At 41.5% G+C, this 26,030-nt stretch carries 21 protein-coding genes; 5 read left to right on the top strand and 16 right to left on the bottom strand.

Annotation, left to right across the window (positions count from 1 at the left end):
- The 15 genes from FE392_RS01180 to tpx form a co-directional block, all read right to left on the bottom strand.
- Positions 1–422 (bottom strand): FHA domain-containing protein (locus FE392_RS01180; RefSeq protein WP_333783529.1); only part of this gene is annotated, 422 nt, incomplete at its 3' end.
- A 107-nt stretch (positions 423–529) separates the two neighbouring features.
- Complete coding sequence (locus tag FE392_RS01175) at positions 530–1,024, bottom strand: type VI secretion system tube protein Hcp (RefSeq protein WP_319928405.1); 495 nt, start codon at positions 1,022–1,024, stop codon at positions 530–532.
- A gap of 144 nt (positions 1,025–1,168) precedes the next feature.
- Entirely contained in the window at positions 1,169–2,695 is a 1,527-nt protein-coding gene (gene tssC / locus FE392_RS01170) for a type VI secretion system contractile sheath large subunit (protein ID WP_319928404.1), read from the bottom strand.
- Positions 2,696–2,698: 3 nt separating this feature from the next.
- Entirely contained in the window at positions 2,699–3,247 is a 549-nt protein-coding gene (tssB, locus tag FE392_RS01165) for a type VI secretion system contractile sheath small subunit (protein ID WP_319928403.1), read from the bottom strand.
- A gap of 143 nt (positions 3,248–3,390) precedes the next feature.
- A complete protein-coding gene (locus tag FE392_RS01160) occupies positions 3,391–4,428 on the bottom strand; it encodes a type VI secretion system protein TssA (RefSeq protein ID WP_439153450.1) in 1,038 nt (345 codons plus the stop codon).
- 222 nt (positions 4,429–4,650) lie between these two features.
- The gene (gene tssM / locus FE392_RS01155; RefSeq protein ID WP_319928401.1) at positions 4,651–8,436 is read right to left on the bottom strand and encodes a type VI secretion system membrane subunit TssM; all 3,786 of its coding nucleotides are present in this window, start codon (positions 8,434–8,436) and stop codon (positions 4,651–4,653) included.
- Positions 8,437–8,448: 12 nt separating this feature from the next.
- Positions 8,449–9,663: a DotU family type VI secretion system protein gene (locus FE392_RS01150; RefSeq protein ID WP_319928400.1), complete on the bottom strand. Its 1,215-nt coding sequence runs from the start codon at positions 9,661–9,663 to the stop codon at positions 8,449–8,451.
- Between the two features lie 14 nt (positions 9,664–9,677).
- On the bottom strand, positions 9,678–11,018 hold the full coding sequence (gene tssK / locus FE392_RS01145) for a type VI secretion system baseplate subunit TssK (RefSeq protein WP_319928399.1): 1,341 nt from the start codon (positions 11,016–11,018) through the stop codon (positions 9,678–9,680).
- Positions 11,015–11,584 (bottom strand): type VI secretion system lipoprotein TssJ, encoded by a 570-nt coding sequence (gene tssJ, locus FE392_RS01140; RefSeq protein WP_319928398.1) that lies wholly within the window; start codon positions 11,582–11,584, stop codon positions 11,015–11,017. Before tssJ ends, tssK begins: the two co-directional genes overlap by 4 nt.
- Positions 11,585–11,681: 97 nt before the next feature.
- Positions 11,682–12,080, bottom strand: a complete 399-nt coding sequence (locus tag FE392_RS01135; RefSeq protein WP_319928397.1) for a DUF4150 domain-containing protein — start codon at positions 12,078–12,080, stop codon at positions 11,682–11,684.
- A 14-nt stretch (positions 12,081–12,094) separates the two neighbouring features.
- Positions 12,095–12,712, bottom strand: a complete 618-nt coding sequence (locus FE392_RS01130) for a DUF3540 domain-containing protein (RefSeq protein ID WP_319928396.1) — start codon at positions 12,710–12,712, stop codon at positions 12,095–12,097.
- Positions 12,713–12,727: 15 nt separating this feature from the next.
- Positions 12,728–13,798 carry a pentapeptide repeat-containing protein gene (locus FE392_RS01125; RefSeq protein WP_319928395.1) on the bottom strand — a complete coding sequence of 357 codons (1,071 nt, stop codon included), beginning with the start codon at positions 13,796–13,798 and terminating at the stop codon, positions 12,728–12,730.
- Positions 13,795–16,359 (bottom strand): DUF2169 family type VI secretion system accessory protein, encoded by a 2,565-nt coding sequence (locus tag FE392_RS01120; protein ID WP_319928394.1) that lies wholly within the window; start codon positions 16,357–16,359, stop codon positions 13,795–13,797. Before FE392_RS01120 ends, FE392_RS01125 begins: the two co-directional genes overlap by 4 nt.
- 238 nt (positions 16,360–16,597) lie before the next feature.
- Complete coding sequence (locus FE392_RS01115; protein WP_319928393.1) at positions 16,598–18,451, bottom strand: type VI secretion system Vgr family protein; 1,854 nt, start codon at positions 18,449–18,451, stop codon at positions 16,598–16,600.
- Between the two features lie 484 nt (positions 18,452–18,935).
- A complete protein-coding gene (tpx, locus tag FE392_RS01110) occupies positions 18,936–19,439 on the bottom strand; it encodes a thiol peroxidase (RefSeq protein WP_319928392.1) in 504 nt (167 codons plus the stop codon).
- A gap of 165 nt (positions 19,440–19,604) precedes the next feature.
- Here tpx and FE392_RS01105 point away from each other — a divergent pair, with 165 nt between their 5' ends.
- Both FE392_RS01105 and zntB read left to right on the top strand, forming a co-directional pair.
- Positions 19,605–21,230 (top strand): peptide ABC transporter substrate-binding protein, encoded by a 1,626-nt coding sequence (locus tag FE392_RS01105; protein ID WP_439153449.1) that lies wholly within the window; start codon positions 19,605–19,607, stop codon positions 21,228–21,230.
- Between the two features lie 37 nt (positions 21,231–21,267).
- Complete coding sequence (gene zntB, locus FE392_RS01100; RefSeq protein ID WP_319928391.1) at positions 21,268–22,251, top strand: zinc transporter ZntB; 984 nt, start codon at positions 21,268–21,270, stop codon at positions 22,249–22,251.
- A gap of 439 nt (positions 22,252–22,690) precedes the next feature.
- On the opposite strand, the gene ttcA is transcribed toward zntB, so the two are convergent.
- Positions 22,691–23,584, bottom strand: coding sequence for a tRNA 2-thiocytidine(32) synthetase TtcA (ttcA, locus tag FE392_RS01095; protein ID WP_319928390.1), 894 nt, complete (start codon positions 23,582–23,584; stop codon positions 22,691–22,693).
- Positions 23,585–24,248: 664 nt separating this feature from the next.
- Between ttcA and FE392_RS01090 the strand changes: the two genes are divergently transcribed.
- The 3 genes from FE392_RS01090 to FE392_RS01080 form a co-directional block, all read left to right on the top strand.
- Entirely contained in the window at positions 24,249–24,581 is a 333-nt protein-coding gene (locus tag FE392_RS01090; protein WP_319928389.1) for a DMT family transporter, read from the top strand.
- 47 nt (positions 24,582–24,628) lie between these two features.
- The gene (locus FE392_RS01085; RefSeq protein WP_319928388.1) at positions 24,629–24,919 is read left to right on the top strand and encodes a putative hemolysin; all 291 of its coding nucleotides are present in this window, start codon (positions 24,629–24,631) and stop codon (positions 24,917–24,919) included.
- 486 nt (positions 24,920–25,405) lie between these two features.
- On the top strand, positions 25,406–26,030 hold a 625-nt coding region (locus tag FE392_RS01080), incomplete at its 3' end, for a tyrosine-type DNA invertase (RefSeq protein ID WP_319928387.1).

The following is a 26,030-nucleotide window of genomic DNA, read 5'->3' as shown; positions in this document are numbered from 1 at the left end:
ATTCCCAATGAAGTTTGGGAAACGTTATTCTGAGATTTATTTTTGGCTAGGGTATCAAGGGGGGTAGCATCAATAATTCGGGTTTCAGCCACAGGCGGTATACTTTGATTAATGCTGACCACTTGAATCTGGTAATCGCCAATATTCAACATATCGCCATCATGAATTTCAATTTTGTGGTCAGGTGCTATGGGCCTTGTATTCAGCAAAATTTCAGAAGCTGTGTTGCGATTGGTTATACAGCATCTGCCGTCGGTATAAGTCGATACAATTACCTGTAAAGGCGCTGTAGATTGCCCTTGAATGGGTAAAATCCAGTTATTGTCCGCACTATTACCAATCGTGCCACCAGGAGGAATAAAATCATAGCTAAGTTGTGACGGCCTATTTGTACCGGTATTTTTAACAATGGTGAATCGCATAATTATGGATACCTATTGTTGATAGAGATAACCTCCCTTTAATATAGAGAGGTTATCGGTAGTCTTATATATGAGTTTTATATATGAATAGGATTAATATGGTAATACTATGTGATTGCTTGATTTTCTAAATCCCAAGTCCAGGTGATGTCACCTTGTGATTTACCTTTATAATCTGCTGGTGTGAAGGTGCACTTTATTTTTTTGCACATAACTCTGATGCTTGTTGGCTCTTTAGGTGATCCACATTGAGCTTCAACTATAAAAACATCACTCAGCTCATATTGAATCCATTTGACGGCTTTCGTTCCGCCAAGATTACGCAGTAAGTGAATGTTTGCACTCTCAATGTGTGTACCATTGGCAGCGAATTTTTGTAAAGTAGTTATCGCTTTATCATAACTAAGAAGAAGTGGAATGGGTTCCAAATAAGCTTTACCTGACCCCCAGCTTCCGACATCGGTTGAACTATTGCTGGTATTAACTATTTTGATGGTTGTATATTCCAATGCGATCCAATCAGTATGCTCACCAACTTTAACTTCTCCCTTAATGTCTTTGAATTGAACAAAACCAAAAGGGATGTTTGAATAATCAGCCATAACATTACCTCAAAAATTTTTTATAAAAATGATATTGATTCTAGGATGGTGTGTTTAATTAATAGATTAGCTTTTATCCTTGGTTATCTCTTCGTGAGAAGTTACGGATAAAATGGTATTTTAGATAATTCAGTTTTTTAAAATTTACAATGTTAAGTTAGAGCTTTTTAAGGAGGGTAATTTAGATACTAGGCGTAATGAAACGGTTAAACCTTCTAATTGATAATGGGGGCGCAAGAAAAATTTAGCGTGATAATATCCGGGATTACCTTCAACTTCTTCTACCTGAACTTCTGCGTCTGCCAGTGGTTTTTGCGACTTAGCTTCTTGTGAAGAGTTTACAGGATCACCATCAACGTATTTTATGATCCAATTATTAAGCCAAAGCTCCATATCTTTGCGTTCTTGAAACGTTCCTATTTTGTCACGCACAATACATTTCAAATAATGGGCAAAGCGGCAGCAGGCAAATAAATAAGGCAGGCGAGCTGATAAATTTGCATTGGCAGTCGCATCAGGATCATAATATTCAGCCGGTTTTTGCAATGATTGTGCGCCAATAAATGCCGCCATATCGGTATTTTTGCGATGTAACAACGGAATAAAACCATTTTTGGCCAATTCAGCCTCACGGCGGTCGCTAATGGCGATTTCAGTGGGACATTTCATATCCACACCGCCATCATCGGTTGGGAAGGTGTAGCAAGGCAGGTTTTCCACAGTCCCGCCTGATTCCACGCCACGGATAGATGTACACCAACCATGCAGTTTAAATGAACGATTGATATTAACGGCCATGGCATAAGCAGAATTAGCCCAAGAATAATTATTGTGTGTAGGGCCTTCAGTGTTTTCTTCAAATTCAAACGAATCGATGGGGTTGGTTTTGTTGCCGTAAGGCAGGCGAGAGAGAAAGCGTGGTAGAGCCAACCCCAGATAACGCGAATCTTCAGATTCTCGCAGGCTGCGCCAAGGCGCATATTCAGTATTTTGAAAGATTTTTGTGAGATCCCGTGGATTGGCTAATTCTTGCCAGGATTCCATTTGCATCACACTGGGGGCTGCGCCAGTAATGAATGGGCAATGAGCTGCCGCACCAATTTGTGCCATCTCGCGCAGGAGTTCAACATCGGGGGCGGTATGGTCGAAGTAGTAATCGCCTATCAGACAACCGAACGGTTCTCCACCAAATTGACCATACTCTGCTTCATAGAGTTTTTTAAATATCGGGCTTTGATCCCAACTAACCCCTTTGAAACGTTTTAGGGTATTGCTTAATTCTTTCTTAGAAAGGCACATGACCCTAATTTTCAACATCTCATCGGTTTCAGTGTTATTAACCAGGTGATGCAGGCCGCGCCAAGAACCTTCCAAAGTCTGAAACTCATCATTGTGCAGGATTTGATTGATTTGCTGTGACATCTTATTATCGATTTCGGCAATCAGGGATTGAATCGTGCGATAAGTATCTTCGGATATTGTAACCGCATTCTCCAACGCCTGTTGCGCGAGAATGGCGACTGCGTTTTCAACAGCATTGCTGGCTTGTTCACTTTGTGGACGAAACTCTTTTTTCAGCAATACACTTAATTCATCAGGTGTATACTCTTTCGATGCCGGTTCTTGCTGAAGTTCGGTTTCTTGTTCTGTTTCTGTGTCTGTTGTGCTCATGTATTATTCCTTATTTTCCGTTCCTTCTTCGGTGGAACTTTCTGCTTCAGTAGAACTTTCAGTGGGTTTTGGCGCTTCGGCGAGTGATTTCATCAGAGCGGGGTTTTTCAGAATGTCGGCAATAAGCTGTTCTGCACCGCTTTTGCCGTCCATATAAGATAATAAATTTGCCAATTGGATTCGCGCATCCAGTAATTGAGCCAATGGCTCAACTTTTCTGGCAATAGCATCAGGTTGAAAATCTTCTATTTTTTCAAAAGATAAAGTGACATTCAGTTTTCCATCACCTGTCAAGGTATTATCAACTTGAAAAGCAAGGCGGGGTTTGATTGATTTCATGCGCTCATCAAAATTATCAATATCAATTTCCAAAAAATTGCGCTCACTGACTTCAGGTAATGGTTCAGTTGGTTTACCTGCTAAATCAGCCATGACTCCCATTATAAAAGGTAATTGAATTTTTTGTTCTGAACCGTAAAACTCCACATCATATTCAATTTGTACACGTGGCGGCCGGTTTCGGCCGATAAATTTCTGTCCACTGGATTTCATTATAAATTCTCCATTACTGGCTGCTTAATTGAGTTGGTTTGGCAAATATAATTTGTTGTTAAAGAGAGTGAATTAAAATGGATGGCTATAATTTTTATTTTTTAAGTTGCCATCGCGATGCAATTTAAAAATCATTGGGTATATTATTCTGTGTCCAAATTATCTGGACGGCCAAAAATGATTTCGAGTTGATTTAATCCATCGGGGGCCAGATCATAAACAATGTCAATAAAGTCACGATCGATTAATCGTTGAATACGTGTAATCATCATCGGCGCAGGGTGACTGGGTTCATGCATGACAAAATAATTTTTGGCTTTTTCCAGTAACATACGTGCTTCATCACGGTTGATGGCCTCAAATGCTTGCCAGTCAATGGAAGTGCTATTTGTTGAATGTATTGCTGATGGTGATTCTCCCTGTGCTCTTTCTTGTGGCATTCCTTCATGTAGCATTCTTTCTTTAGCTAACACGGGATTGGCGGATTCCGACTCAGCTGGTTTGCCTGGAATATTGATTGCCGGTTGGGAAGAAGGGCTAAATTGAATCACATTATTTAAATTTTTTAAGAGGTGAGTTAATTCTGGTACATGGCTTTCTGACATTTCTTGGCGAATAATCTCAAGAATATCGATAAACAAAGTATGCAGTCTTTTTAATGCTCCTATTTCAGGGGCATTAGCGTGTTTTTTTAAATCATCCAACAATCGGATTCGCCCACCAGTGTAGCCGCTAATTTCAGTCACTGTATTATCCAGCAATGAGCAAACTTCCTGTAAGGTTAATTCCTTTGAATTACATCTCAACAGAATGGAGTTCATCACTTGAATTGTAAGAGGGGAATTATCTTCAATAGAGGCCAAAATATTAAGACGAAATAAAGGATCATATTCACCTTCAAATTCCATCCTTGGCCAAACATCTTCCCAATAAAGTTCTAATGCTCTCTTAAGTAAATAGATACCATCGGCATAACCACACACTCCCCGCATTTCTAACCATGATTGTGTCAGCATGAGGATAATGCGCAAATCTTTGGTGCGGCTAAACAGGTTGAGTGCTCTCGTTTCTATCTCTATCCAGTCGGGATGTTCAGCAGGAATAGTAATATCACCAAATTGCTGTTCTGCTTTTCCGAACATGGCATTTTCTAATTCTATAAATTCGATATCATATTCCAAATCTTCTCCACAGGGAGACTCAACACTGATTGGTTCGAGTAAGGCATCAATGTGCATAGTGATTTCCGGCTCATTTTGCTAATTGAATATACACTTCGTCTTTCAAACTGCCTCTTTGTTGGCTGGGCAAATTCGTTCCCGACGAATTTGTTATTCCTTGTCGTCGCGATGCTATTTGAAATCCATTGTGTACACGCTACCGATTTTTAGAAGCCAATTTTTTTATAAGCCAATAAAATTGGGGCAAGTGAAATTGGGCAGCTGGAAAGGGCTATAAATACTGTTTGGGATAAATTCCAATGAGGCTGAATGCCCGTTGATATTGAATGTTGCCCGCAGGCTCATGTCATCGCTGAAGTTTTTTTTCGGTTTGCTATATTTAGCACGATCCAGAAAACGGTTGAGCGCCCACGGGCCAGAAGTGATTAAGCTGGCCGTTGTGCCATCATCCAAATTCAATTGGATGCGGACTTGATTTGTGCCGCTGGGGCCGGGCCAATTGAGTAATTGTGAAACTTGTGGGCCATGACTGTATTGCAGCCGTTGACCATCAACATCCAATATCATGCTCAATATGTCATTATCCATATCAATTGTGCGGGCGATAACTCGGAATGAAGGCGATGCTGCCCCACGGCTAAAAAACGTATCACGGATGATTTGGGCTTGTTTAAAGGGCCTGAGCATGTCGAGGCTTCCCGGTAATGTTTTACCATCCACTCCTGATATAAGCCGCCAATCAGGCTGGGTTGTATCCGTTTTTTCCATCAGATTCTTTTGAAAGAAAACATCCATGATACCGGTTCCGGGGGCAAACATTTTGGTCAGATCATCGGGTTTTATATCGTTGCGGGCACCCTTTGTCAGCGGATAGCGGTTGGCGATTGCCTGATTGCAAAAGCTGTTGACCTCTGCGTTGAGTTTTTTATTGATATTGTTGATGTCACTGAGCTGAGTATCACTGCTGGCGCCCATTGCCAGTGAAGAAATGATGCCACTAAATGGAGTCGGGAGGTGTTCAGCCGTTGTTTGCAGTTGCATGATCACTTTATCTGGCGGGGCAGGCATGCCCAGGTTGGCCGCAGTCTGCACGGAATTTAAATATTCATATAATTGGTTGATTTGTTTAAGCGTGCTGTCAAAAGGAATGGTTTTATTCTGGTTATCGGAACTTGCTGCCAGCGCAATAATTTGCGCAAAATGTTCTTTCAGCATTTGTTCAGGCGTGAGCTGATTATTGTTCGGTTGTTGCTGACTGGTCACCAATTTTGCCAATGGGCTGGTTTGGTCTTTCGCCTGTGTCGCGGATTTATTGTTTACGATCTCGCTGAATTTATTGGCTTTATTGCCAATTGAACCTTCATCCAGAGTGAGATTCTTGCTGATATTGATTAACAGGGTACGTAATGGCGAATTATTTGCAGCCAGCAAGCGAGCCATATTGGCGCGTTGTTCCAGACTACCGATATTATTCAAGTGAATATCCGACAGGAATCTGTCCCACTGAGAAATATAATCATTGATATAAAATTGTCGTACTAAAAGAGCGATCTCTTTAGGTGGTTGCTTTCTCGAGTAAATGCCAAGCACCCAATTATCCTGATTATACAGCGTATCGATAAGAGCATTTAATTCCTTGCCCATATTGGCTTGATAGCCGGCAGGCGTAAATATTGCCGGAATGCCAAGATTAATTGATATGCCACTGATGCGCGAGAAAACCAATTCAGCTTGTGGGCCTGCAAGTGTCACCAGATTTATTGAAGGTGTTGTCTGATTGGCTAACGCATTATATTTCAGATGGGTATAAATGATTTGCGCCAGAGGAATACTACTCAACATCAATTGTTTTGTTTTCACTAATTGTTCATCACGAAGATAAGGCGAAGTTACAGGCTGATTATCCAACAACTGACTAAGGTGCCAATCAATTTTCTCTAACGCCTCTTGAGGGATATTGCCTTGGGAAATATCATTTTGAACAGTTTTGTTTGTTGCTTCTAATTCTAAATAAGGTGTTTCTAAGTAGGGCGTTTCTAAATCCTGCTGCTGCAAATACTGTGCTTGTAAATATCGTGTCTGCAAATAGTGCATGACCCAACGACGCAAAAACTTACCATCATAATGCTTGGGTTGATATAACATCTGGTAAGCCTTCAAGGTATTATAAGAATCCTCTCTATTATCGTCATTGCCTGAAACAGGGTTATTATCTTGATCAAGGTTATAGTCTTGATGCATTTGAGATGTGATCAACTTTGCCACTCGTGGCAATAGCCATGCGTGCAGTGCTTTTGTATACAGCGACCAACTTGCATCATCAATTTTATCACCGCTGTACAATCCCATCCGATAGGTCAGGGGCGGTTTATTGAGCGAAAAATATTTACTTTTTCCTAAATCTGCCAGATTGTCCAGAATCGGCAACAGCGCATAAATATCCATGTCATCGGTGCTATCCTTTAATTCTGTTTCTTGGTGCAGAATTAAAGGAATTTTTGCCTGAACTTCCATCAGGTAATTTTTATTATTTTTGTAACTGATGAACAACAAAGAAATAATAAACCCTAAAATCACCACCAGTACGGTATAACTCAACCCATTCAACAGGCGATTGCGATATATCCACCAACGGTTATGACTGGCTAAGCCGGCTTCCTGAAATATATTTCCCAGTAAATTTTTCAGAAAATAATCTTGCTGCAAGGGCGGTTGGTGCAAAAAGTTTTTGTTATTATCCCTCGCCAGTGAAGCACTGCCATTATCTGTTGCTAATTGAAGATCATGGTTGAATTTTTCCATGACTCTATCGAAAGGAAAACCTTCCTGTGTACTGCTGGTGAAAAACAGGCCACGCGGCGAATAAGGCGTTTCAAACCCGGATTGCGCAAATGTTATTCCAATATATTGTGCGATTAATGGACGCAAGGCTGCAAATTCTTGTGGAAACAGATAACTTTCGGCGCACTGCCGGGGGGAACTCTGATGCAGTAAAATATCAGGTAACTCAGCTTCCAACCGTTTTTGTAACAAACTATATTGTTGATCAAAAATCTCACTTATATTCTGTTCAACCTGATTCCATGGCAAATTAAATCCCCAAATCTGCTCACGTTGCGTTTCATCAAGATGGGAAAAATAAGCAGTAAATCCTTTCAGTAAATCGGTTTTGGTAATGATGATGTAAATGGGGAATTGGGTTTTCAATTGTTCATGCAATTCCGATAATCGCTTGCGCAATACATAAGCCTGTTTATCGCGACTTTCCTTGGACGGGTTCAGGAGATCTTCCACACTGATAGTCACAATAACGCCATTGAGTGGTTGACGTGCCCGATATTTTTTCAGCAAATCAATAAAATATTTCCATTCACTGACATTTTGCTCATGCTGCGTATCTTGAGTGGTGTACCTTCCCGTGGTATCCAAGAAAACAGCTTCGTTGGTGAACCACCAGTTACAATTATCCCTTCCTTTCATATTGTCCAAGGCCGATTTTTCAAAATGATCTGCCAATGGAAAATGCAGGCCGGAATTTGCCAATATACTTGTTTTTCCCGATTGAGGAGCCCCGATGACGGCATACCAAGGTAACTGATATAAATACTGGTGGCTGAAAATATGTCTCCAACTTGGTTTATATTTGCTGTTCAAACCATAAAAATACGCATTTTTCAGAAGCCGGGCGGCATTGGAAAAACTTCCTGATAATGATGAATATTGGAATTTTTTATTTTCATCGTGATTCTCATCATTGCCTTTGGCCGATTTATTGGCTGCTTTTTTATTCGACCATGCCTGATATAAATAAGGTATCAACTGAATGAAGATCCAAAGCAGGAATATTAAGGCAATAGTGACTATTCGTACGATACTCGACTGAAAAGGTATCGTGCCATTGATGGCAAGAAGAGGCCCAATATACCAGATAACAAAGGAGAGGGTTGTTATGCCAATGAAGCCCCACAGTAACCGGTTAGCAATGATAGAAATAATGGTTTTCAACATGTTTCCGCCTTCTCACTCCATTTGATTTGCAGGAGAAACTAACAGTGTAATTTCTACTCGTCTGTTTTTAGCGCGATTATTCGGAGTATCGTTTGGTACTAAAGGATTGCTGGCTCCTTTTCCTTCTGTTTTGACACGTTCTGATTGATCCAGATATCTTTGGAGCTCTTGCCTCACCGCTTTGGCCCTGGCCAGCGATAAAGTGTAATTGGATGAAAAAATGGTACTGTGCATGGGGCGGTCATCGGTATAGCCAACAACTAAAATCTCGCCCTGAAGTTTATTCATTGCCTCTGCAATGTGCCTGAGAATGTTCAGGTAATTGCTTTTAATCTGAGCCGAGCCGGTATTGAACAATCCATCGCCACTCAAGGTCACGGTACTTCTATCCGCTAAATCTGCCACACTTAATAAACCTGCTGCGCTTTCGTTCCTCAGCATATATTGCAGGTTCAAGGTGGGAGGGGCTTGGGGAGGTTCCTGTTCAGTCACTGAGGTATCCGGTATCGGGGTTTGATAGATGGTTGCTACGGTTGCGCTGGCTATATTGCTCAATCGCCAGTTGAGCCCGATATAGAGAATACAAACTAAAATGCTGGCTGCTGCTGCATAAGCCCACAGGGGAAAAGAAATATAACGGGATTTGACGGGAGCAATGATGCTCTGCAATGCCGGCGATAATTCCGGTGGGTAGTTACCACGAATAGGTTGGAGTAACTGGAACAGGCGCTGTTTTACTGTTTCTAGCTGAGAGCGTCCATTGTCCATGATGCGGTAACGGCCTTCAAACCCAAGCTGCAGGCAAAAATTAATCAATTCCAGCAGAAATAAGTTTTCTTTGGGTTTTTGTGACAGCGTTGCCAATAGCTGGAAAAATTTCTCACCTCCCCATGTTTCATTATGGAAAGTCACCAGTAAACCACTGCCAGACCAGACACTGCGCGTTCCCCAAGGAGTTAACGCCGCAGCTTCATCCAAGGCCGTACACAAACAGTAGCGTGCACCTATAATCACTTCATACGGCAGTTTGGCTTGTTGGCATTTCACTTCAAAATGGCGGATTTCATCGATTAATTTTTGCCGTAATCCCGCCGGATCTGGATGAATGGTTGAATAACGAATTTGCGGAATGCTGTTTAACAGTGGATTTGCAGCAAGAACCAGCGGGTTTTCACGATTGTTGCCAGAAAATACAGCATGGTTATCCGAATATGTTTTCTGCGTCATACTAACCCTTACCCTTATTTGGACTGATTGCGGAGTGCCCAAAATTCCATGCTTAGGCCGGGAAAATCACCCGCCAAATGTAGTGCAAAGCCACCGGATTTCTCCATTTGATTCCATATCTCGCCATCTTTTTCTAATTCAAAATATAAGTAGCCTGAGTGCCAGGGAATTTGTCTGGGAACCGATGGGATGGGGCATAGTGGAATGCCGGGAAGCTGTAACTGAACGAGTTCACGTATTCGGTCAACAGGGGCAATTTTCATCTGGGTTGGAAAACGGTTCATTAATGTTTCTTTAGGCACATCAGCATAGACTGCCAATACAAAACTGAATGTATGCAACATATTGGCATCTGGTAATGTTGCGACATTCAACCCATGAGAATACTCCGTCAAAGGCAGTAAAATCGCATGTTCTTCCAGAACGATTGACAATCCCTGACGCAGCAAAAGCATGAGATGGTTAAAACAGGTCGCCAGATTGTTATGGTCATAAATGGGCAGTTTTTCTTCCGGTATCCGCATTGAGGAAAAACTGGTCAGTTCGGTGGCAAATTGCAGCCATTCGCCGAACAAGCGTTCCGGGTGCAGCAAGGCGATATTCCTCGCATGGCTTACCTGACCGCTATAGCGATTGATCAGTGACAGCAGAAGAAAATCCATCACCGTTGAATCATTCCTTTGTCCCAGTTGCAGCAAGCGCTGGCTTACCAGTTGGCGGCGTTGTTCCAGCAAGCCCTGTAAATCAGTAATGAAACCGGCAACTTGCGGGTGGGCATGGCCGTTGAGCAGGGGAGGAATGAATTGCGAATCGAGAAGTAATTTACTGTCACGGGTTTTATTGATGACATGTACGACGCAGAGTGATGTCCATTCGGGCGTCAAATCCGATTCCAGCATCAACCGCAGGCGCAATTTGCCAAATTGTACGGTGGCACTGCCGACGGCCATGGCGTTGAAATCGTTGACTTCTGCTTCAGTACAGACAAAGCGCGCCATGGAATCTTTTCTTTCACTGAAAATGATCTCTTCTTTTCCGCCCCGGAAGCTCGGCAATGCCAATACAACTTTTTCACCAATTTGATTCTCGGCAATTTGCAATGGCACCGGCGCGTTTGCTTCCGTAAAGCGAAATGGTGTGCCGTCAGGGAAAATACCGCTGGCAGATGAAATCATGACCTTGCCTTGTTCAAGGAGAGGTTGATTCAATTCCAGGGTTAAAAACCCCCAATAATAGGGAGCCTGAGCTATTCCCCAGTCACGAACATAAGATTCCAGATAATTTTCTGATTGCTGAAAGTGATGGGGACGTAAAAACATGCCTTCTGTCCAGATAACTTTTTCTGCTTTATTCATGTTGTTCCTTCATCTACGGCATAGCCTGTATCGCATTTATTGGCTGTAGTGGAATTTAAGCCTTTATCCGTGACCTGAATGCATATAATTAATTCATCGGGTGGAGAAGACCAAAATTCATAAAAAGAGGGTTGTTCAGGAACGGGAACAGGAAATACGATGCGCCATTTTTTTCCGTTCAATTGCTTATATTCAGCGAAAATTCCGATATAACTGGCTTCTGGTATCTTTTTCTCCGACCAAGAATATTGGTGCTGGGAAGGAAGTAAAAAAAATTGTTCGGCATTAATCAGCTTATCTCCCAGCACAGTTTGTACGTTGGCCTGTAATGAAAAGAAATCAGCCGACATAAACTCTATATTGGATTTCAATAGAACAATGCTTATTTTCAACGGCGCTGAATCATTCACATTATCTAAGGCAGTAAAAATAAATTTATAGAGCGGCAATTTTTCTTGTTTGGGCGATGAAGAACATCCTGTCAGCGTTATTAAGATAAAGAACAGTAATATTCCGCTTAACCATTTAATTATCTTTTTATTAATTATTAAAAAATGGGTTTTCATGGGAGAGGGTTCCTGTATTAACCATGATTTCCCTTATCTTCCTTTTTTCTGCAATAAGAATGAGTGATGACCCATTAACGAATATTACAAAATAAGATCAGGCTCCTGAAATATCGACTTTCGTTTGACTGGGGCTGAGACGGGAACCTGTGGCATTGGTAGAATTCTGCATGGTCGGGCTTGTCACGCGAGTGGCAGGTGACCCTTTGATAAGAACGCTATTGGCACCACATGTATGGCGGGATTGCCCCATTACCGTACCAGAGGCTACACCTAAGTTAACCCCCGGATTATCCCCACTCGTCATAGGAATAATTGTCGTTGTATTATGGGCGGCACAGCCTACAAAAAGAATATTTGAAGTACTGGCACTATTCGCCTGGCACCCACTCGCTAAATCAGTGTAGGTTACTGGAACTGGTGAACCAGAGGATGGCGTCAGACAAACATCAGGTACTGCCGTATCTTGACCGCCACCTTGTGTGTTGGCAAACATCGCTTTTCCCTCTTTTAACCAATGTGGATCTGTTCTGCATCTATTTTGGCGATGGCTTTGGCGGTAACGACAGTATTTTGGGCGTGCAACCGTGCATAACTTTCAGCTTGCATATCTAATTGGCCGGCGTGGACTTGTTCGGTCTGTGTTGTATGGCGGAACAGGCGATTGCTCAATTGGGTGATATTTTGCCAGACAGATTCAAGTTGGTTGCCTACCAAGCGGGAAACAGAAAGCCAGACGGACAAGGATTCTCCGCTATATTGCATTTCATTGATATGGCAGTTCCCGTTGTCAGCCGTGATATTTAGCCCGTCGCTGTTCAGGTTCAGATTTCCCTGAGCGGAAATGGATAAATCGCCGGGTATACAGATCTCCGCGCTGCTTTGCGGTTCAGCCCGCTCCAATATTGCCAATATCCAAAGTTGATCATTAATCTTTGTAAGTAATACCGTATCTCCCATTTCTGGTGTCAGCAGGCAGCTTACAGCGCGCCGGCAATGCCAACCACGATTTTCGAACTCAACAACTAAACTGCCATCCTGAAGTGTATTTACGATTTGGCCTGCAATTTGTTGTGAAGGTTCTATATCAAGAGGATATGAAGAAAGAGTATAAGAAGATTTCGTCATAGCGATTTCCCCGGATTAAATCTTACGTTGGTGTTGTGTACTCCACTCTTCAGCAGCAAATAACTCGGGATCGTTTTCCAATATGCCCTGACGGTCAGTGAATGAAGCCCCAACTTGTTGAGTACGATGAAAAAGCGTTCTCATGAAATGAGCCGTGCTAAAATCACCTCGGTTGACATTGGCATAAGAGAGATCAGCGTAGGTCATGTCACAACCAGCAAACAGTGCATTTACTGCATGCGCTTTATGCATGATGGCCTGACATAGCTGACTTTGCCGAAAATCAGTCGATTCAAGACAAGCACCAATAAAAATGGTTTCATTGAATAAACTGTTACAACAATGTGCTTGTGTTAAGTCGGCATAGGGAAATAACGCCTGGGTTGCATCAACATTTGATAGCCGGGCATTTTTCAACCCGGAACCCTTGAAGTTACAATTTTTCAATTTTGCATGATCGAAATTAACCGCTTCGAGTTGACTATCGATAAATAAACTTCCCTGAAATTGTTGTTTTTGATAATTCTGACCGCGTTGATCACATTCAAAGAAAACTGTCTTGATAAATTCACAAATATAAAATTTAGTTTTCCGTAAATCCTGCCGAAAAAAGGTGACGAGAAAAAAATGGCTATTATGCAACGTTGCATGATCGAGCAATGAATCAATAAATGTCGCTCTATCAAACTGGTTCTCACAGAAATCAGCATAGCGCAAATCACAGGATGAGAATGTAGTACTATTTTGGATAGTTATTTTAAACTGTATTTTTTTCAATACAGATTGAGTGAAAATAGTGTCATCCAGTACTCCTTTATTAAACACGGCGCGAACCATATTGCACTGTTCAAATAAAGTTTGATTACACTGGGTTGAATTAAAATGAGCTTCTTCAAACAGGCACTCAGTAAAAACAGAACCATTGAGAATGGAATGAGAAAGATCAGCACCTGAGAAATTTACAGCGTTGAATCTTCCACCTGATAAATTTTCTCCAGCCAATGATATTCCCTGCAAGTTAACGTTTTCAATGACATTACCTTGTTTGATTTTAATGACGATTTCATCGGCCGTCAGTGCACTCATATCACTTCCTGATTACGTTTAGGCAAAGTTTTGGTACGTTGCGTATAGGCTCTGTCAATCAAAGTGGAGTCATCAATAATTGATTGGGACATATCCGTGCGGAACAGATTGGCTTCCCGTAAATCAGTGCCATTGAAGCTGCATTTCTGCATGAAGGCACCAATTAAGTTGGCATTATTCAGCAGAGCCTCCCGGAAGTCAGTTCTGGTAAAGACACTGTTGGCCGTATTCATATACTGCATATCCGCGAACTGGCAATTTGCTTCACTCAAATCGCTGTTATTCAGCGTTGCTGCATGGAAAGTCGAATTCATCAGAGGCATTTGGCGCAGATTGCATTCAGTTAAGGTGGCATAACTAAAATCAGCCTGATTGAGATTACTTTCCATGGTGAATGCACAAGTTTGTAATTTGGCTGATCGGAACCGGATTTCCTCAGCATTGGTGGATGCCCATGAGCAGCCATCAAGTGTTGCGTGATCAAAAATAGCGTTTTCTAACTGACATTGGAGAAAGGAAACTTTCTTTAGATTTGCATAATTGAATTTAAGTGAGGGTAAAATCATTTCCAGAAAAGTACAGCCTTGCCATTGTGAATGCTGGAAGCGGCAGTGTGCGATAAATGTCTTTTGCAGAAATAGGTCGCTAAAAATCGCATTGGTGAAACGACAATGGTCAAACAATGTTTCCTGCAATTGCGTTTCTTTAAAACTGGCGGCAGAAAAATCGCTCTGTATGCATTGTGCCTGCACCAAGCTGGCATTATCCAGTTTGGCCCCGTACAGAGTGGCGTTGCATATTTCTGATCTGGCAAGCATTGCCCCACTGAAATCTACATTATCCAATTGGCAGCCATTCAAACAGGCACTTTCCAGCAAGGCATTGGAAAAATCGGCGCCCCGCAAATCCATGCCCGACAAATCCGCACCAGTAAAATCCATTCCGCTGAAATTGGCACCTTTATGCATGTTTTTCTGGACGTGTTTGCGGATTATTTGGGATAAATCACCAGTTAAACGCAACGCTGGTTTTTGTGATTGCACGGAAGCCAGATACATTTTGTACAATGACTGTTCCATTTGCGTCAGTACCTTATCGCCAATCTCCATTTGCTGTTGGCGTAAGATATTCCGTATTTGATAGAAATTTTGTGGCCCGCCCGTTTGCTGTTCTGAAGAGGAAGTTTCGACATTAATGCCTTGTTCTTTAGCCCTGATGCGTATTTTTTCCCCTTGATGCTCAGCATTTGCGTGTTTCCGGGCTGATTCCTGCTCCAGTTTACTGACAAACTCAGGTAACTCATCCGGTTTGGGGGCGGGTGGCTCTGTTGCAGACGGAATGGCTGTATTTATATCTTTGCCATATTTCTCCATGCGTTCCCGTAACTGTTCACGCAGGCGCTTTTCGCGATTTTGTAAATTTTCCGCCAGTGGGTTGCTGCTATTCTCCGGTTGTTCTGTATCCACCCAAGGCCCAATAATCTCTTCTGGGATCAAATCTTTTTCACGAAAAGCGTACAGGGCTCCTTTTTCTTTATCTGCGCGTTGCCCCAATATCTGGAGATAGTGAGATTCAGGGCGGGGCGAATCACTTAATTCCATCGCTGTGAGCATCTGCAAAACGTCTGCGGCATCATCCTCATTAATACGCGCACAACCATGCCAGAGCAGGAACATTTTTTCTAAATGAGGGAAGAACCACACGGTTGTATTGCGCATGATGATTTCTTCGACGATTTCCTCATCTGCACGCAGCCGCTTGATAAAGCAACGTGTCCGCCATGAGGGCAACACACCTTCCTGCACGGGAATGTCGGGATGCATATTCCAAATGCGCCACGCCGCTTTCTCCGGCAATGCATCGTGCTCTTCCCACCATTGATCGCGGGGTGCTGCATTGAATAACCGCCAGTCTATATCACGGGCAAAGCCGGGGAATTCATTTTCCAGCCATTCCTTATCATATTTTTTGCCTATGCGGGTAAAGCGACGTGGGCAGATAAAATCCAATGGGCAAAAACTGGCCGGATTAGGGGTATCCTGCGGGGACAGTAATAGTTTGTGCGGAGTTTCAATATTCGGTAATCGATGAAATTCCAGGCCATTTTCCAAAATATCTGGAGTGAAACCGATACCTAACGGATTTTCCTCATAAGTTTTTCCTCCGAAAGCCCGGCTCCAGTCCAGCCGCATCTGTTCAAATTCTTGCGGTTCGGATGGTGCATCTTCAACCCAATGCCTGTCACCGAAAACCAATAATGTCTTATCCAATTCTTCTATTTGAATACGGGCAGCGCACGTTGTTTTATCTGTTTGGTGATGGGTATAAGCGTAACCTGTGGCAAGAAATTCAGCATAGGATTTAGGCATGGCAAGATCAATAATGCCATTGCATGTTTGCAGCTCACTTTCGGCGAGCTGCCAGACTTCCGGCTCTGGCCGCAAGCGAGGTTTTTTGCCCATATCAATCAGAGCCGTAATCGATACTCCCAGATAATTATTCTGCTGCCAGCGATAAGGGCGATTAAGTACGCTCAAGCGCAATGGTTTAATTATTTTCATTGGAAGGCCACAGTAAAATAACTTTAAGAGGAAATAGGATGTTTTGGCTTAATTTATCCACGCCAGATAAATTTTAATTCTTAGTCAGTTTCAATTGGTCAATGAAATAACAATTGCTGTAACCGCTATGATGACAGGTTATATTTTGCCGTAAAAAACACTTTGCGAATAAACAATTGCGGTATTTAACTTACTGATTAAACATGTTTTTACGGGGCAATAAGAATAGTGTGTAACTTTAATTTAAATGAATAAGTGCCGCGTTTACGTTAAATTGTACTGCTGCTTTAATTTCCACATTTGTATTGGTTGTCAGGCTGAGTTTGTTAGATTTAATATCAATGCCACCTGTTACCGATTCACTTTTATCACCGGTGATATTAGCTTTATATCCACCTGAAATAGTATATTTAACGCCGCCACTTGTTACTTCGACTTCTTTACCGTTGGTAACAGTTGTTTTCTGTTTATCCTTATAGGTCGCTGTTTCCGATTTTTTTACCGTTGTTTCCCGCGCACCGTCAATGTTGATTGTTTGATTATTTTCGACTGAGACTTTCATATCTTTCTCAGCGTGTATCTCAACGGATTCTTTTCCTTTGGCATCATCAATAAACAGGTAACTGGCATTATCTTTCCCCCCATCCAGACTGCGCGACATTATCCCCATTTTGGTCGCTTCTCCCGGCAAGCCCCAGGGCGGCATATTATTTTTATTAAAACTGCGCCCGACAACAATGGGTTCATCAGGGTTGTTATGAGCAAAGCTGACAATAACTTCTTCGCCAATCCGGGGAACTTGTATTGAGCCGAACTTAGTACCGGCCCAGTTGCTGGAAACCGGCACCCAGCAGGAACAGTTTTCATCTTTTGTGTCGCTTCTATCCCAGAAAAATTTGATTTTGACCTGTCCGTGTTCTTCAGTCCAAATGGTTTTTCCACTGGCTCCCACAATGATAGCCCGTTCTGTACCCGCAATGGGCCAAGGAGTAATACGTGGAGCCCGCCAGTTCACTTTGGATGGAACAGCAATGAACTTAGTCATGAATCTATGTTTTTTATCTTCTTCAGAGAGGATATTTTTTTCTGCAATATAATTCATTTCGTAAAATTCATATTGAGCACCAACAATCAGATATTCGCCATTATCGCTATCCCTTAATGCTTTAGATAACTTAAATGTACAACCTGGAGCAATTCCCGGACTTCTGCACTTTGCTTTTATAAACTGATTTTGAGCAGTGCAAGATTGTTGTAATACCCGAACATAAAACTGACCTCGGGAATTTTCGGTGTAATTTCCCGGCCATTCAAACAATTCTGTTTTGGGTACTGTGGAATCTGGGTTCTGTTGGGTTTCCTTTAATTGGGCATTGGGCTTAAGGAAATTATAGTCACTCATGGTATAGAGTTGTGGTGTGATTGAATAACTTACTGTCCAGTCATATAAGAAAAATTTGTTTGTTACTGGTGTCGCATAGGGATTTGGATAATATTCAAATGAGGCATATTCAGGCAGAGAAGAGTGAGACTGAGGTGAATCCGCCAATATGAGATTATGATCACTCTTACTATGCTGGAAATAATAATAAATACCTTCACGCTCCATGAGGCGACTCAGAAAGTCGAAATCCGTTTCTTTGTATTGGGTACAGTATTCCAGTGGTTGATATTTTGCAGTGAGTTTATTCTTAAACTTTACTTTATGTTTATCTAAAACATCTTTAATAATTTCGGGAACTGTTTTCTTTTGCCAGATTTTAAAGTCTTTATTGAGAGTCAGAATGAACAATGCTGGTTGAACAATAACTTTATACAAATAGTGATAGTGATCATAATAATCGCAAATAGTCACTTCTCGAATAAGTCCACTCAGATAGCGTGGGGCTGCTGAAGCATTTGCCGGGTTTATTATCTCGAATGATATTGGCTTATTACGCAATCCTTTGATATCAAGATCTTTTTCTTTACTAAATAGCTCCACTTCAAAACTATAGATAGTCGAGAGCTTTTCCTCTCCTTTTAAGGATTTAAACAGTAAAGAGTCATCACCTAGCGAGGAGTGAGCGATAATGAATCTTTTTTTTTCCACTGGAAACTCCTTTTTTGTACTCAAAGCTACCGCATGAACCTTTCCATTGAAGGGCCAGAGAATAAATCAAAATTTCTTATGGCTACTAAGAATCACTTTTAACTCAATGTGATTACTATAGTTATTAATTCATCCATAATATTTCACAACAATAACTATAATGCAACAGAATTATAATTGTGTTTATTTTTACTTTTCGAAATAGTGATCTAGATTTATATTAACGTGCTTATAATATATCCAACAAAGAATGGAGCTTTTTGATTTAACAATATTTTTCAAAATGAAATAAAATGGCGGTGCCGGGATCGGGATGGGAAGAGTTTTAATTACAAGGAATGGCGTGGATAAATATATAAAATAAGGGCGGCGAAAAATTCATCATATATGAACTTTCGCCGCCCTGAAAATAAAAAATTTATTATAAAACAATCGATTTGCTGTGTTTAAAACTAAAGCAATACCGTCATTAATAATAAAATAATTACTTCAACACTGCTAATGCGCTGTCATAGTCAGGTTCGTTGGTTATCTCATCAACCAGCTGACTGTAAATAACTTGGTCATTTTCATCCAGAACAACAACAGCACGTGCAGTCAATCCAGCCAATGGGCCTTCACTGATAGCAACACCATAATTTTCCTGGAATTCATTGCCGCGCAGCGTAGAAAGAGTCACAACATTAGACAGACCTTCAGAGCCGCAGAAACGAGACTGAGCAAAAGGCAAATCCGCAGAAATACACAGTACGACTGTGTTGTTCAGCTCGCTGGCGTGTTGATTGAATTTACGGACAGATGTGGCACAAACACCGGTATCAATGCTTGGGAAGATATTAAGCACTTTACGCTTTCCTGCGTATTGGCTCAATGCTACATCAGCAAGATCTTTTGCAACCAGAGTAAACTCTTTTGCTGCCTGACCTGCTTGTGGAAAATCTCCGTTGATGGTGATATCGCTACCTTGAAACTTGACGGTTTGTGTCATGGTTTTATCCCTCTAAAAGTAAACTGCGCCGTCAGTGTAAAGGAATAGTGCGATCTTGCCCACAAAAATAGATGCAATATTCATGAAATACGCTATCTATCTTTAATTAACAATACCTTATGGTCTATTTTAGTCTAATTATTAGGCTCATAAGGCAAAAAAATAATGCACAATTTTAAGTTGCTTCCTTCTGTGTTGTTAATGACAGGGTTGTCCTTTTCTATTTCCACTTTTGCAGCCCATGTTCCTGCCGGAACTCAACTCGATCCCCACCAAGAATTGGTGCGCCAACTGAAAGATGAACCCGCATCACTCGATCCCATCAAATCATTTGGTTTAAATGAGGCCCAAGTGCTACGAGACTTGTTTGAAGGGTTAGTTAACCAAGGGGCTGATGGGAAGGTTATTCCGGGCGTTGCTACTGAATGGAAAACCAATGATAACAAAACGTGGGTATTTACCTTGCGCCAGAATGCCCGTTGGTCGAATGGGAGCCCTGTTACGGCAACTGATTTTGTATATAGCTGGCAAAGGTTGGTCAATCCTGCGAATGCCTCTTCATTTTCTTGGTTCGCGGCGTTATCGGGCATTCAGAATGCACAAGAAATTATTGATGGAAAATTACCGCCGGAAAAATTGGGGGTAGAGGCTATCGATCCCTACACATTAAAAGTCACCCTGAATCGTCCCGTGCCTTATTTCCCCAGCATGACAACCAATTTCAGTCTGTATCCAGTGAATAAGCAGAATATCGAAAAACATGGCAACGACTGGACTCGAGTGGAAAATCTCATCGGAAATGGCGCATTTAAGCTCGCTGAACGAGTCGTCAATGAAAAAATTGTCCTGACACCCAATTCATACTATTGGGACAATAAAAACACCGTCCTGAAAAAAGTGACTTTTTTGCCTATCAATCAAGAATCCCATGCCACCAAACGTTATCTGGCAGAGGATCTGGATATAACAGAATCTTTCCCTAAAAACATGTACCAGAAATTGTTGCGTGAACTGCCGGGGCAAGTTTTCACACCGGATCAATTGGGAACTTACTACTATGCTTTCAATACCCAGCGGGCACCGACAAATGATCTTCGGGTCAGGCAAGCGCTTGCAATGACAATAGATAAAAAATTGATTGCAGAAAAAGTCGTTGGAACGGGTGAAAAACCGGCGTGGCATTTCACACCTGAGGTGACAGCGGGCTTCCAGCCAGAGAAAAGCTGGCAAGAGACACAGACACAAAAAGAGTTGGATAACCAGGCAAGGGCGTTATTGAAGGCGGCTGGATATGCCCCGGGCAAACCATTGAAAATATCTTTGCTTTATAACAACTTGGAAAATAACCAACGAATCGCGATTGCAATTAGTTCAGAGTGGAAGAAAAAGTTGGGGGTGGAGGTAAAACTGGTTAATCAAGAATGGAAAACTTACGTTGATAACCGCAATTCCGGTAATTTTGACGTAGTAAGGGCTTCTTGGACTGGGGACTATAATGAGCCATCGAGTTTTCTGTCTCTTTTGACGTCCAAGCACAGTGGCAATCTTGCAAAATTCCATAACGCTGAATACGAAGCCTTGCTTGAAGCCGCCAGCCATGAAACAGACGATGCAGCAAGGAACCGGGATTACAATCAGGCGGAAAAAATAATTGCGGAGCAGGCACCGATTGTTCCGATATATCAATATACCAATGGGCGCTTGATCAAACCCTGGCTGAAGGGATACCCGATCACCAACCCTGAAGATGTCGCCTATAGTCATACCATGTACATCATTAAGAAGCACTAAACTACGTACAGAAAACAAGGTACGAGAAGGAGCAGATGTGGAAACGATCTATGGCTCAGTATTTAAAGATGCAAATGCAATTTATGCTTGCCAGTTGAATGGGCAAGGGGGCAGTAGCGCACTGAGTGAAAATTCAACGGCAACAGCGAAGCAACCCTTTTGGCTGCATCTTGATTATAAAAACCAAGACAGCCATGACTGGATTATGAATACGGCGCTATTGCCATCACCGGTAAAAGAAGGGCTATTGGGTGAAAGTATTCGCCCGAAAGTTCTGCGCACTGGTGAAGGTACTTTGATTACGTTGAGGTCGGTAAATCGCAATGATAATGCCCGCCCTGACCATTTAGTATCGTTCCGCATCTATATTAATGAAAGAATCATTATTTCCAGCCGACACAGAAAAATTCATTCCATCGATCAAGTTATTGATGATTTACACAACGGGGCAGGAGCAAGAAGTACAGGGCATTGGTTAGTGGAAATTGCGGAAGCGATTACGGATGAGGTCAGTGATTTTATTGAAGAATTGCATGATAGCCTGATCAATTTTGAAGATGATATTTTGGAGCAGAAAGTTCCCGGGCGTGGGGAATTGGTATTGTTGCGCAAACAACTCATCGTGTTGCGCCGGTATATGGCACCGCAACGTGATGTTTTTATCCGCTTGGCCAGTGAAAGGTTGCCTTGGATGGGGGATGAAGAACGCCAAGTCATGCAGGAAATTGCGGATCGTCTGGGGCGGGGATTGGATGATTTGGATGGCTGTATTGCCCGCACGGCAGTGCTTGCAGATGAAATTACTTCCATGATGGCTGATGCCATGAATCGTCGCACTTACATGATGTCGCTGCTGGCGATGATATTTTTACCTTCCACTTTTCTGACTGGGTTGTTTGGTGTCAACTTGGGCGGGATACCGGGCAATGAATACCGGCTTGGGTTCGGCGTATTCTGTCTTTTGTTATCCATATTAATCGTAATTTTTGCGTGGTGGTTGAAGCGAAGTAAGTGGCTGTAATTAAACGTCACATCGTGACGTTGTCACGTGAGATTAGAACGGCGGCAATAAATATCACTATCGATAGAAGCGGGGTTGTTCGGCTAGTCAAAGAGAAGGTGCTTCAAAAACAAAGAGGTAAGTCTTGAAAAGTAGAAACGCTCTAAAAAAATGAATAGTGGCTTTGGATTTGAGATATATCAATAATCGGTTTCCAAAACTCAGGCACTATAACTCTCGCAGGTGAATGCAACGTTGAACAATGAACGTTGTGCTCCATAATTGTAGTTTTTCTCATATTTGAGTTTGCTACCCAATTGAGCCTGAATTGCAGCCAATAAAGCAGCAAGCTGGAAGGCTCAGGGTAGACAGAATAATTGACCATTATTGTGCCGATGCCGTTTAAGCATCGGCTATTTTTTTAATACCATCAGAACGAATAAAAACACGCCCTTGATGGTTAAATATTGGTTACATCAATAAACATAGACTCATTAATATTTGTTGACGAAACCAAAGCCTCGCTAAAAGCATACTCTTCTCTTTCGCCATCACGATCCAACGGCAAATTGGCAAAGTCAAACAGGGTCTTATCCGCTAACTGGCTGGGGCTGACATTTTGAAGAGATTTAAAAATACTCTCAACCCGGCCGGGTGTTTTCTTATCCCATTCAACCAGCATTGCCTTGATGGCCTGCCGTTGCAGGTTTTCTTGGGAGCCACAGAGATTGCAAGGGATGATTGGAAATGCCTTGTGTTCCGCATAACTGATAAGGTCGGTTTCGCGGCAATACGTCAGTGGCCTGATAACAACATTGCGGCCATCGTCAGAACGTAATTTCGGTGGCATTGCTTTCATGCGCGCGCCATAGAACATATTCAGGAACAGCGTTTCAACGATATCATCAAGGTGATGACCCAGTGCAATTTTTGTTGCTCCGATTTTTTCTGCAAAAGAATAGAGCGTGCCGCGCCGCAATCTTGAACATAGACCGCAGGTTGTTTTCCCTTCAGGAATTTTTTCTTTTACGACAGAATAGGTATCTTTATCAACGATATAGTATGGAATATCCAGACTTTCAAAATATTGGGGTAAAATATGTTCAGGAAAGCCGGGTTGTTTCTGATCCAGATTTACTGCAATGACTTCAAATTTGATTGGTGCAGCTTTTTGCAGATTCAACAGGATATCCAGCATCGCAAATGAATCTTTGCCACCACTGATACATGCCATTACAACATCATTTTCTTCGATCATATTGTAATCAATAATGGCATTACCAACGTTTCTCCGCAGGCGTTTCTGGAGTTTGTTGAATTCAAGTGTCTCTTTTCTCGTATCTTTTTGATTCATTGCGACTTCTCACATTGTCGATTATATCGACTCTAGATTTTCCATATGGATTCTTTGCTGGAAGTGGATTATACGGATTTTTATTTTCGTTTGAAACGTATCTGTACCAAGTAGCGGATCGCAGTTTTGGATGCTAACAGGTGATACTGAGAACAGCAGGTAATGCCAAGGCAAGAACATAAAAGTGAGAAAAGGCGTCTTTAGCTTATATCTTTCAATATCGGCCTGTACCATCCAATATTGACTCGTCAGCATTGATGCTGCATTTAAATAATGTTTTATGATTTTTGCTATTATTTACCCATCTGTTAACGTCTGGATTATTTAATATTTTTTTCGATGGATTATTGTGTTTAATAAAATAAATAAAGGATTTTATTTATTTTTCCTTCTGGTTAAATAAAGGATTAATTATTGGTTTTTGTAACCCAATCTGATTGATTTAATTAAACATCATATATCCTGTAAAAATGATTTTATATATATTCGTCGTACTTCAAGATGCACTGATGTTATCCCCACAGCACGGGGATAATATCAGCAGCTCCCGGTAATTTGAAGTTAATTGCGTATAAAATAAAGCCAATGATATGAATGAGATGAGTGTATTTTATAACTGAAGGATACAGGGTATACTCACCTCTTTTTATTGGGTGTGAGCAGCATGAATGTTTGGGGTTACTTGCTTGTCGCTATTTTGTCCGAAGTAGTAGCGACAACGATGTTAAAAATGGCTGATGGTTTTACCCGCGTAATGCCTTCCATTGTCGTAGTATTGGGATATTGTCTATCTTTTTGGGCATTATCACAGGTTGTGAAAGTTATGCCGTTGGGCATCGCTTACGCTATTTGGTCTTGCCTTGGCATTGTTTTAGTTTCTGTAGCGGGAATATTTTTATATCAGCAAAAACTGGATCTTCCTGCAATCATCGGTATTATTTTGATTATCGTAGGGGTTTTGGTAATAAATTTATTTTCTAAAAGCACAGGTCACTGACTTATAGATGATATATAAGTTAAGTTCGTTTTTAAACGGGAGAAAATATGTTTCTAAAGCGAGGTCTGGTTTTAAGTCATTTATTGCTGGTGGGGTGGATGCTGGCTGGTTGTAGCGGGCATCAGGCAGTTTCTCCTGCAAATAAATATAAACATTACCAATATTCAGATTTAGGAATTAATTTGAGTAAAAATGCGAGCGAAACTTGTTCTGATATCGGGGGAATTCCGACGCTGACTAAGCAACTGGATGGCAATCAACTTCCTGTATGTCAATTGGCCAATGGTCGGCGATGCAATGAACAGGCATTATTAAATGGGGGTTGCGGTTCCATTTAGTTATCTGTCCTAATAATCTCCTATCTGCATTTTATGGGTATATGACAGAATCATGTCGTTCATTTAAACATGCTTCTGTCAAGCTCTGTCTCAAATCTCATTTCATATCTCAATATTCTTTCTGGATAAAACAGGAAAAATATAATTTACAAAAAAATTTTTATAAATTATTGACTGACTCGATACAGTCAGCGTAATCGTTGAGAAAAATCATCATTAATTATCCCTTTTTTAAATGGTTTTCTTCGCAAAATGACAACTAAACGTAGTGGTCAATATTGCAGTCTGAAAATAATCAGCAACACTAATTCAAGTGTCCTTAATGACATCTTTGCCCGTTGTTCTTCAAGTTGCATCTTTAGTTGGCTACGCTTACGCGCCCAGTTACATAGTTCTCAATACTCCTGCGGATGCGTTTACTTACACCTTAATGCAGCTCGAAATCCATAGGGTATTTCAGTTAACCATTTGGAGATAATAACCATGTTGAAACGTAAATATTTGACTAAAACTGAAATCGAAATGTTACTGGTTGAGTTAAATAAACATGCACATGCTGCACGCAATATTTGCATGATGTTTATGGGATTTATTCATGGATTTCGTGTTTCTGAATTATTGAACTTACGCATTTCAGATGTTGATTTGGATGGAAAAAGTTTACGGGTACAGCGGCTGAAAAATGGTTTTTCCACCATTCATCCTATGGTTTCCCGTGAAATTCAATTAATAAATGACTGGTTGGCAGAACGTTCGAAATATATATCGAAAAAAACGAAGCCATCGGAGGAGAAACAATCGGACAGTGAAGGTTCTGACTGGTTATTTCTGTCCCGATCGGGTAAGCGGATGTCACGTCAGCAAGTCTATAAAATCATCAGACAGACTAGTTTAAAAGCAAAATTGTCGATATGCGCGAATCCGCACATGTTGAGGCATGCTTGTGGTTATGCATTAGCTGACAATGGAGTCGATACGCGCTTAATTCAGGACTATTTAGGCCACCGAAATATCCGTCATACTGTCCGCTACACCGCGAGTAATGCGGGTCGGTTCGAGACGGTATGGGGCGAGAAAGAAAAACGAAAAGAGTTGACAATTAGTACCAAAC

The sequence above is a fragment of the Xenorhabdus santafensis genome (genome assembly GCF_033949405.1).
Taxonomy (GTDB): Bacteria; Pseudomonadota; Gammaproteobacteria; order Enterobacterales; family Enterobacteriaceae; genus Xenorhabdus; species Xenorhabdus santafensis.
The sequence above is the reverse complement of the archived record's forward strand: the minus strand, read 5'-3'. Positions and strand labels throughout refer to the sequence as shown.

What these genes read in the sequence shown, in the direction of transcription:
- FE392_RS01175 (WP_319928405.1), bottom strand. Translation starts at nt 1,024, where the DNA reads ATGGCTGATTATTCAAACATCCCTTTTGGTTTTGTTCAATTCAAAGAC.
- tssC (WP_319928404.1), bottom strand. Translation starts at nt 2,695, where the DNA reads ATGAGCACAACAGACACAGAAACAGAACAAGAAACCGAACTTCAGCAA.
- tssB (WP_319928403.1), bottom strand. Translation starts at nt 3,247, where the DNA reads ATGAAATCCAGTGGACAGAAATTTATCGGCCGAAACCGGCCGCCACGT.
- tssM (WP_319928401.1), bottom strand. Translation starts at nt 8,436, where the DNA reads ATGTTGAAAACCATTATTTCTATCATTGCTAACCGGTTACTGTGGGGC.
- FE392_RS01150 (WP_319928400.1), bottom strand. Translation starts at nt 9,663, where the DNA reads ATGACGCAGAAAACATATTCGGATAACCATGCTGTATTTTCTGGCAAC.
- tssK (WP_319928399.1), bottom strand. Translation starts at nt 11,018, where the DNA reads ATGAATAAAGCAGAAAAAGTTATCTGGACAGAAGGCATGTTTTTACGT.
- tssJ (WP_319928398.1), bottom strand. Translation starts at nt 11,584, where the DNA reads ATGAAAACCCATTTTTTAATAATTAATAAAAAGATAATTAAATGGTTA.
- FE392_RS01135 (WP_319928397.1), bottom strand. Translation starts at nt 12,080, where the DNA reads ATGTTTGCCAACACACAAGGTGGCGGTCAAGATACGGCAGTACCTGAT.
- FE392_RS01130 (WP_319928396.1), bottom strand. Translation starts at nt 12,712, where the DNA reads ATGACGAAATCTTCTTATACTCTTTCTTCATATCCTCTTGATATAGAA.
- FE392_RS01125 (WP_319928395.1), bottom strand. Translation starts at nt 13,798, where the DNA reads ATGAGTGCACTGACGGCCGATGAAATCGTCATTAAAATCAAACAAGGT.
- FE392_RS01120 (WP_319928394.1), bottom strand. Translation starts at nt 16,359, where the DNA reads ATGAAAATAATTAAACCATTGCGCTTGAGCGTACTTAATCGCCCTTAT.
- tpx (WP_319928392.1), bottom strand. Translation starts at nt 19,439, where the DNA reads ATGACACAAACCGTCAAGTTTCAAGGTAGCGATATCACCATCAACGGA.
- FE392_RS01105 (WP_439153449.1), top strand. Translation starts at nt 19,605, where the DNA reads ATGCACAATTTTAAGTTGCTTCCTTCTGTGTTGTTAATGACAGGGTTG.
- ttcA (WP_319928390.1), bottom strand. Translation starts at nt 23,584, where the DNA reads ATGAATCAAAAAGATACGAGAAAAGAGACACTTGAATTCAACAAACTC.
- FE392_RS01090 (WP_319928389.1), top strand. Translation starts at nt 24,249, where the DNA reads ATGAATGTTTGGGGTTACTTGCTTGTCGCTATTTTGTCCGAAGTAGTA.
- FE392_RS01085 (WP_319928388.1), top strand. Translation starts at nt 24,629, where the DNA reads ATGTTTCTAAAGCGAGGTCTGGTTTTAAGTCATTTATTGCTGGTGGGG.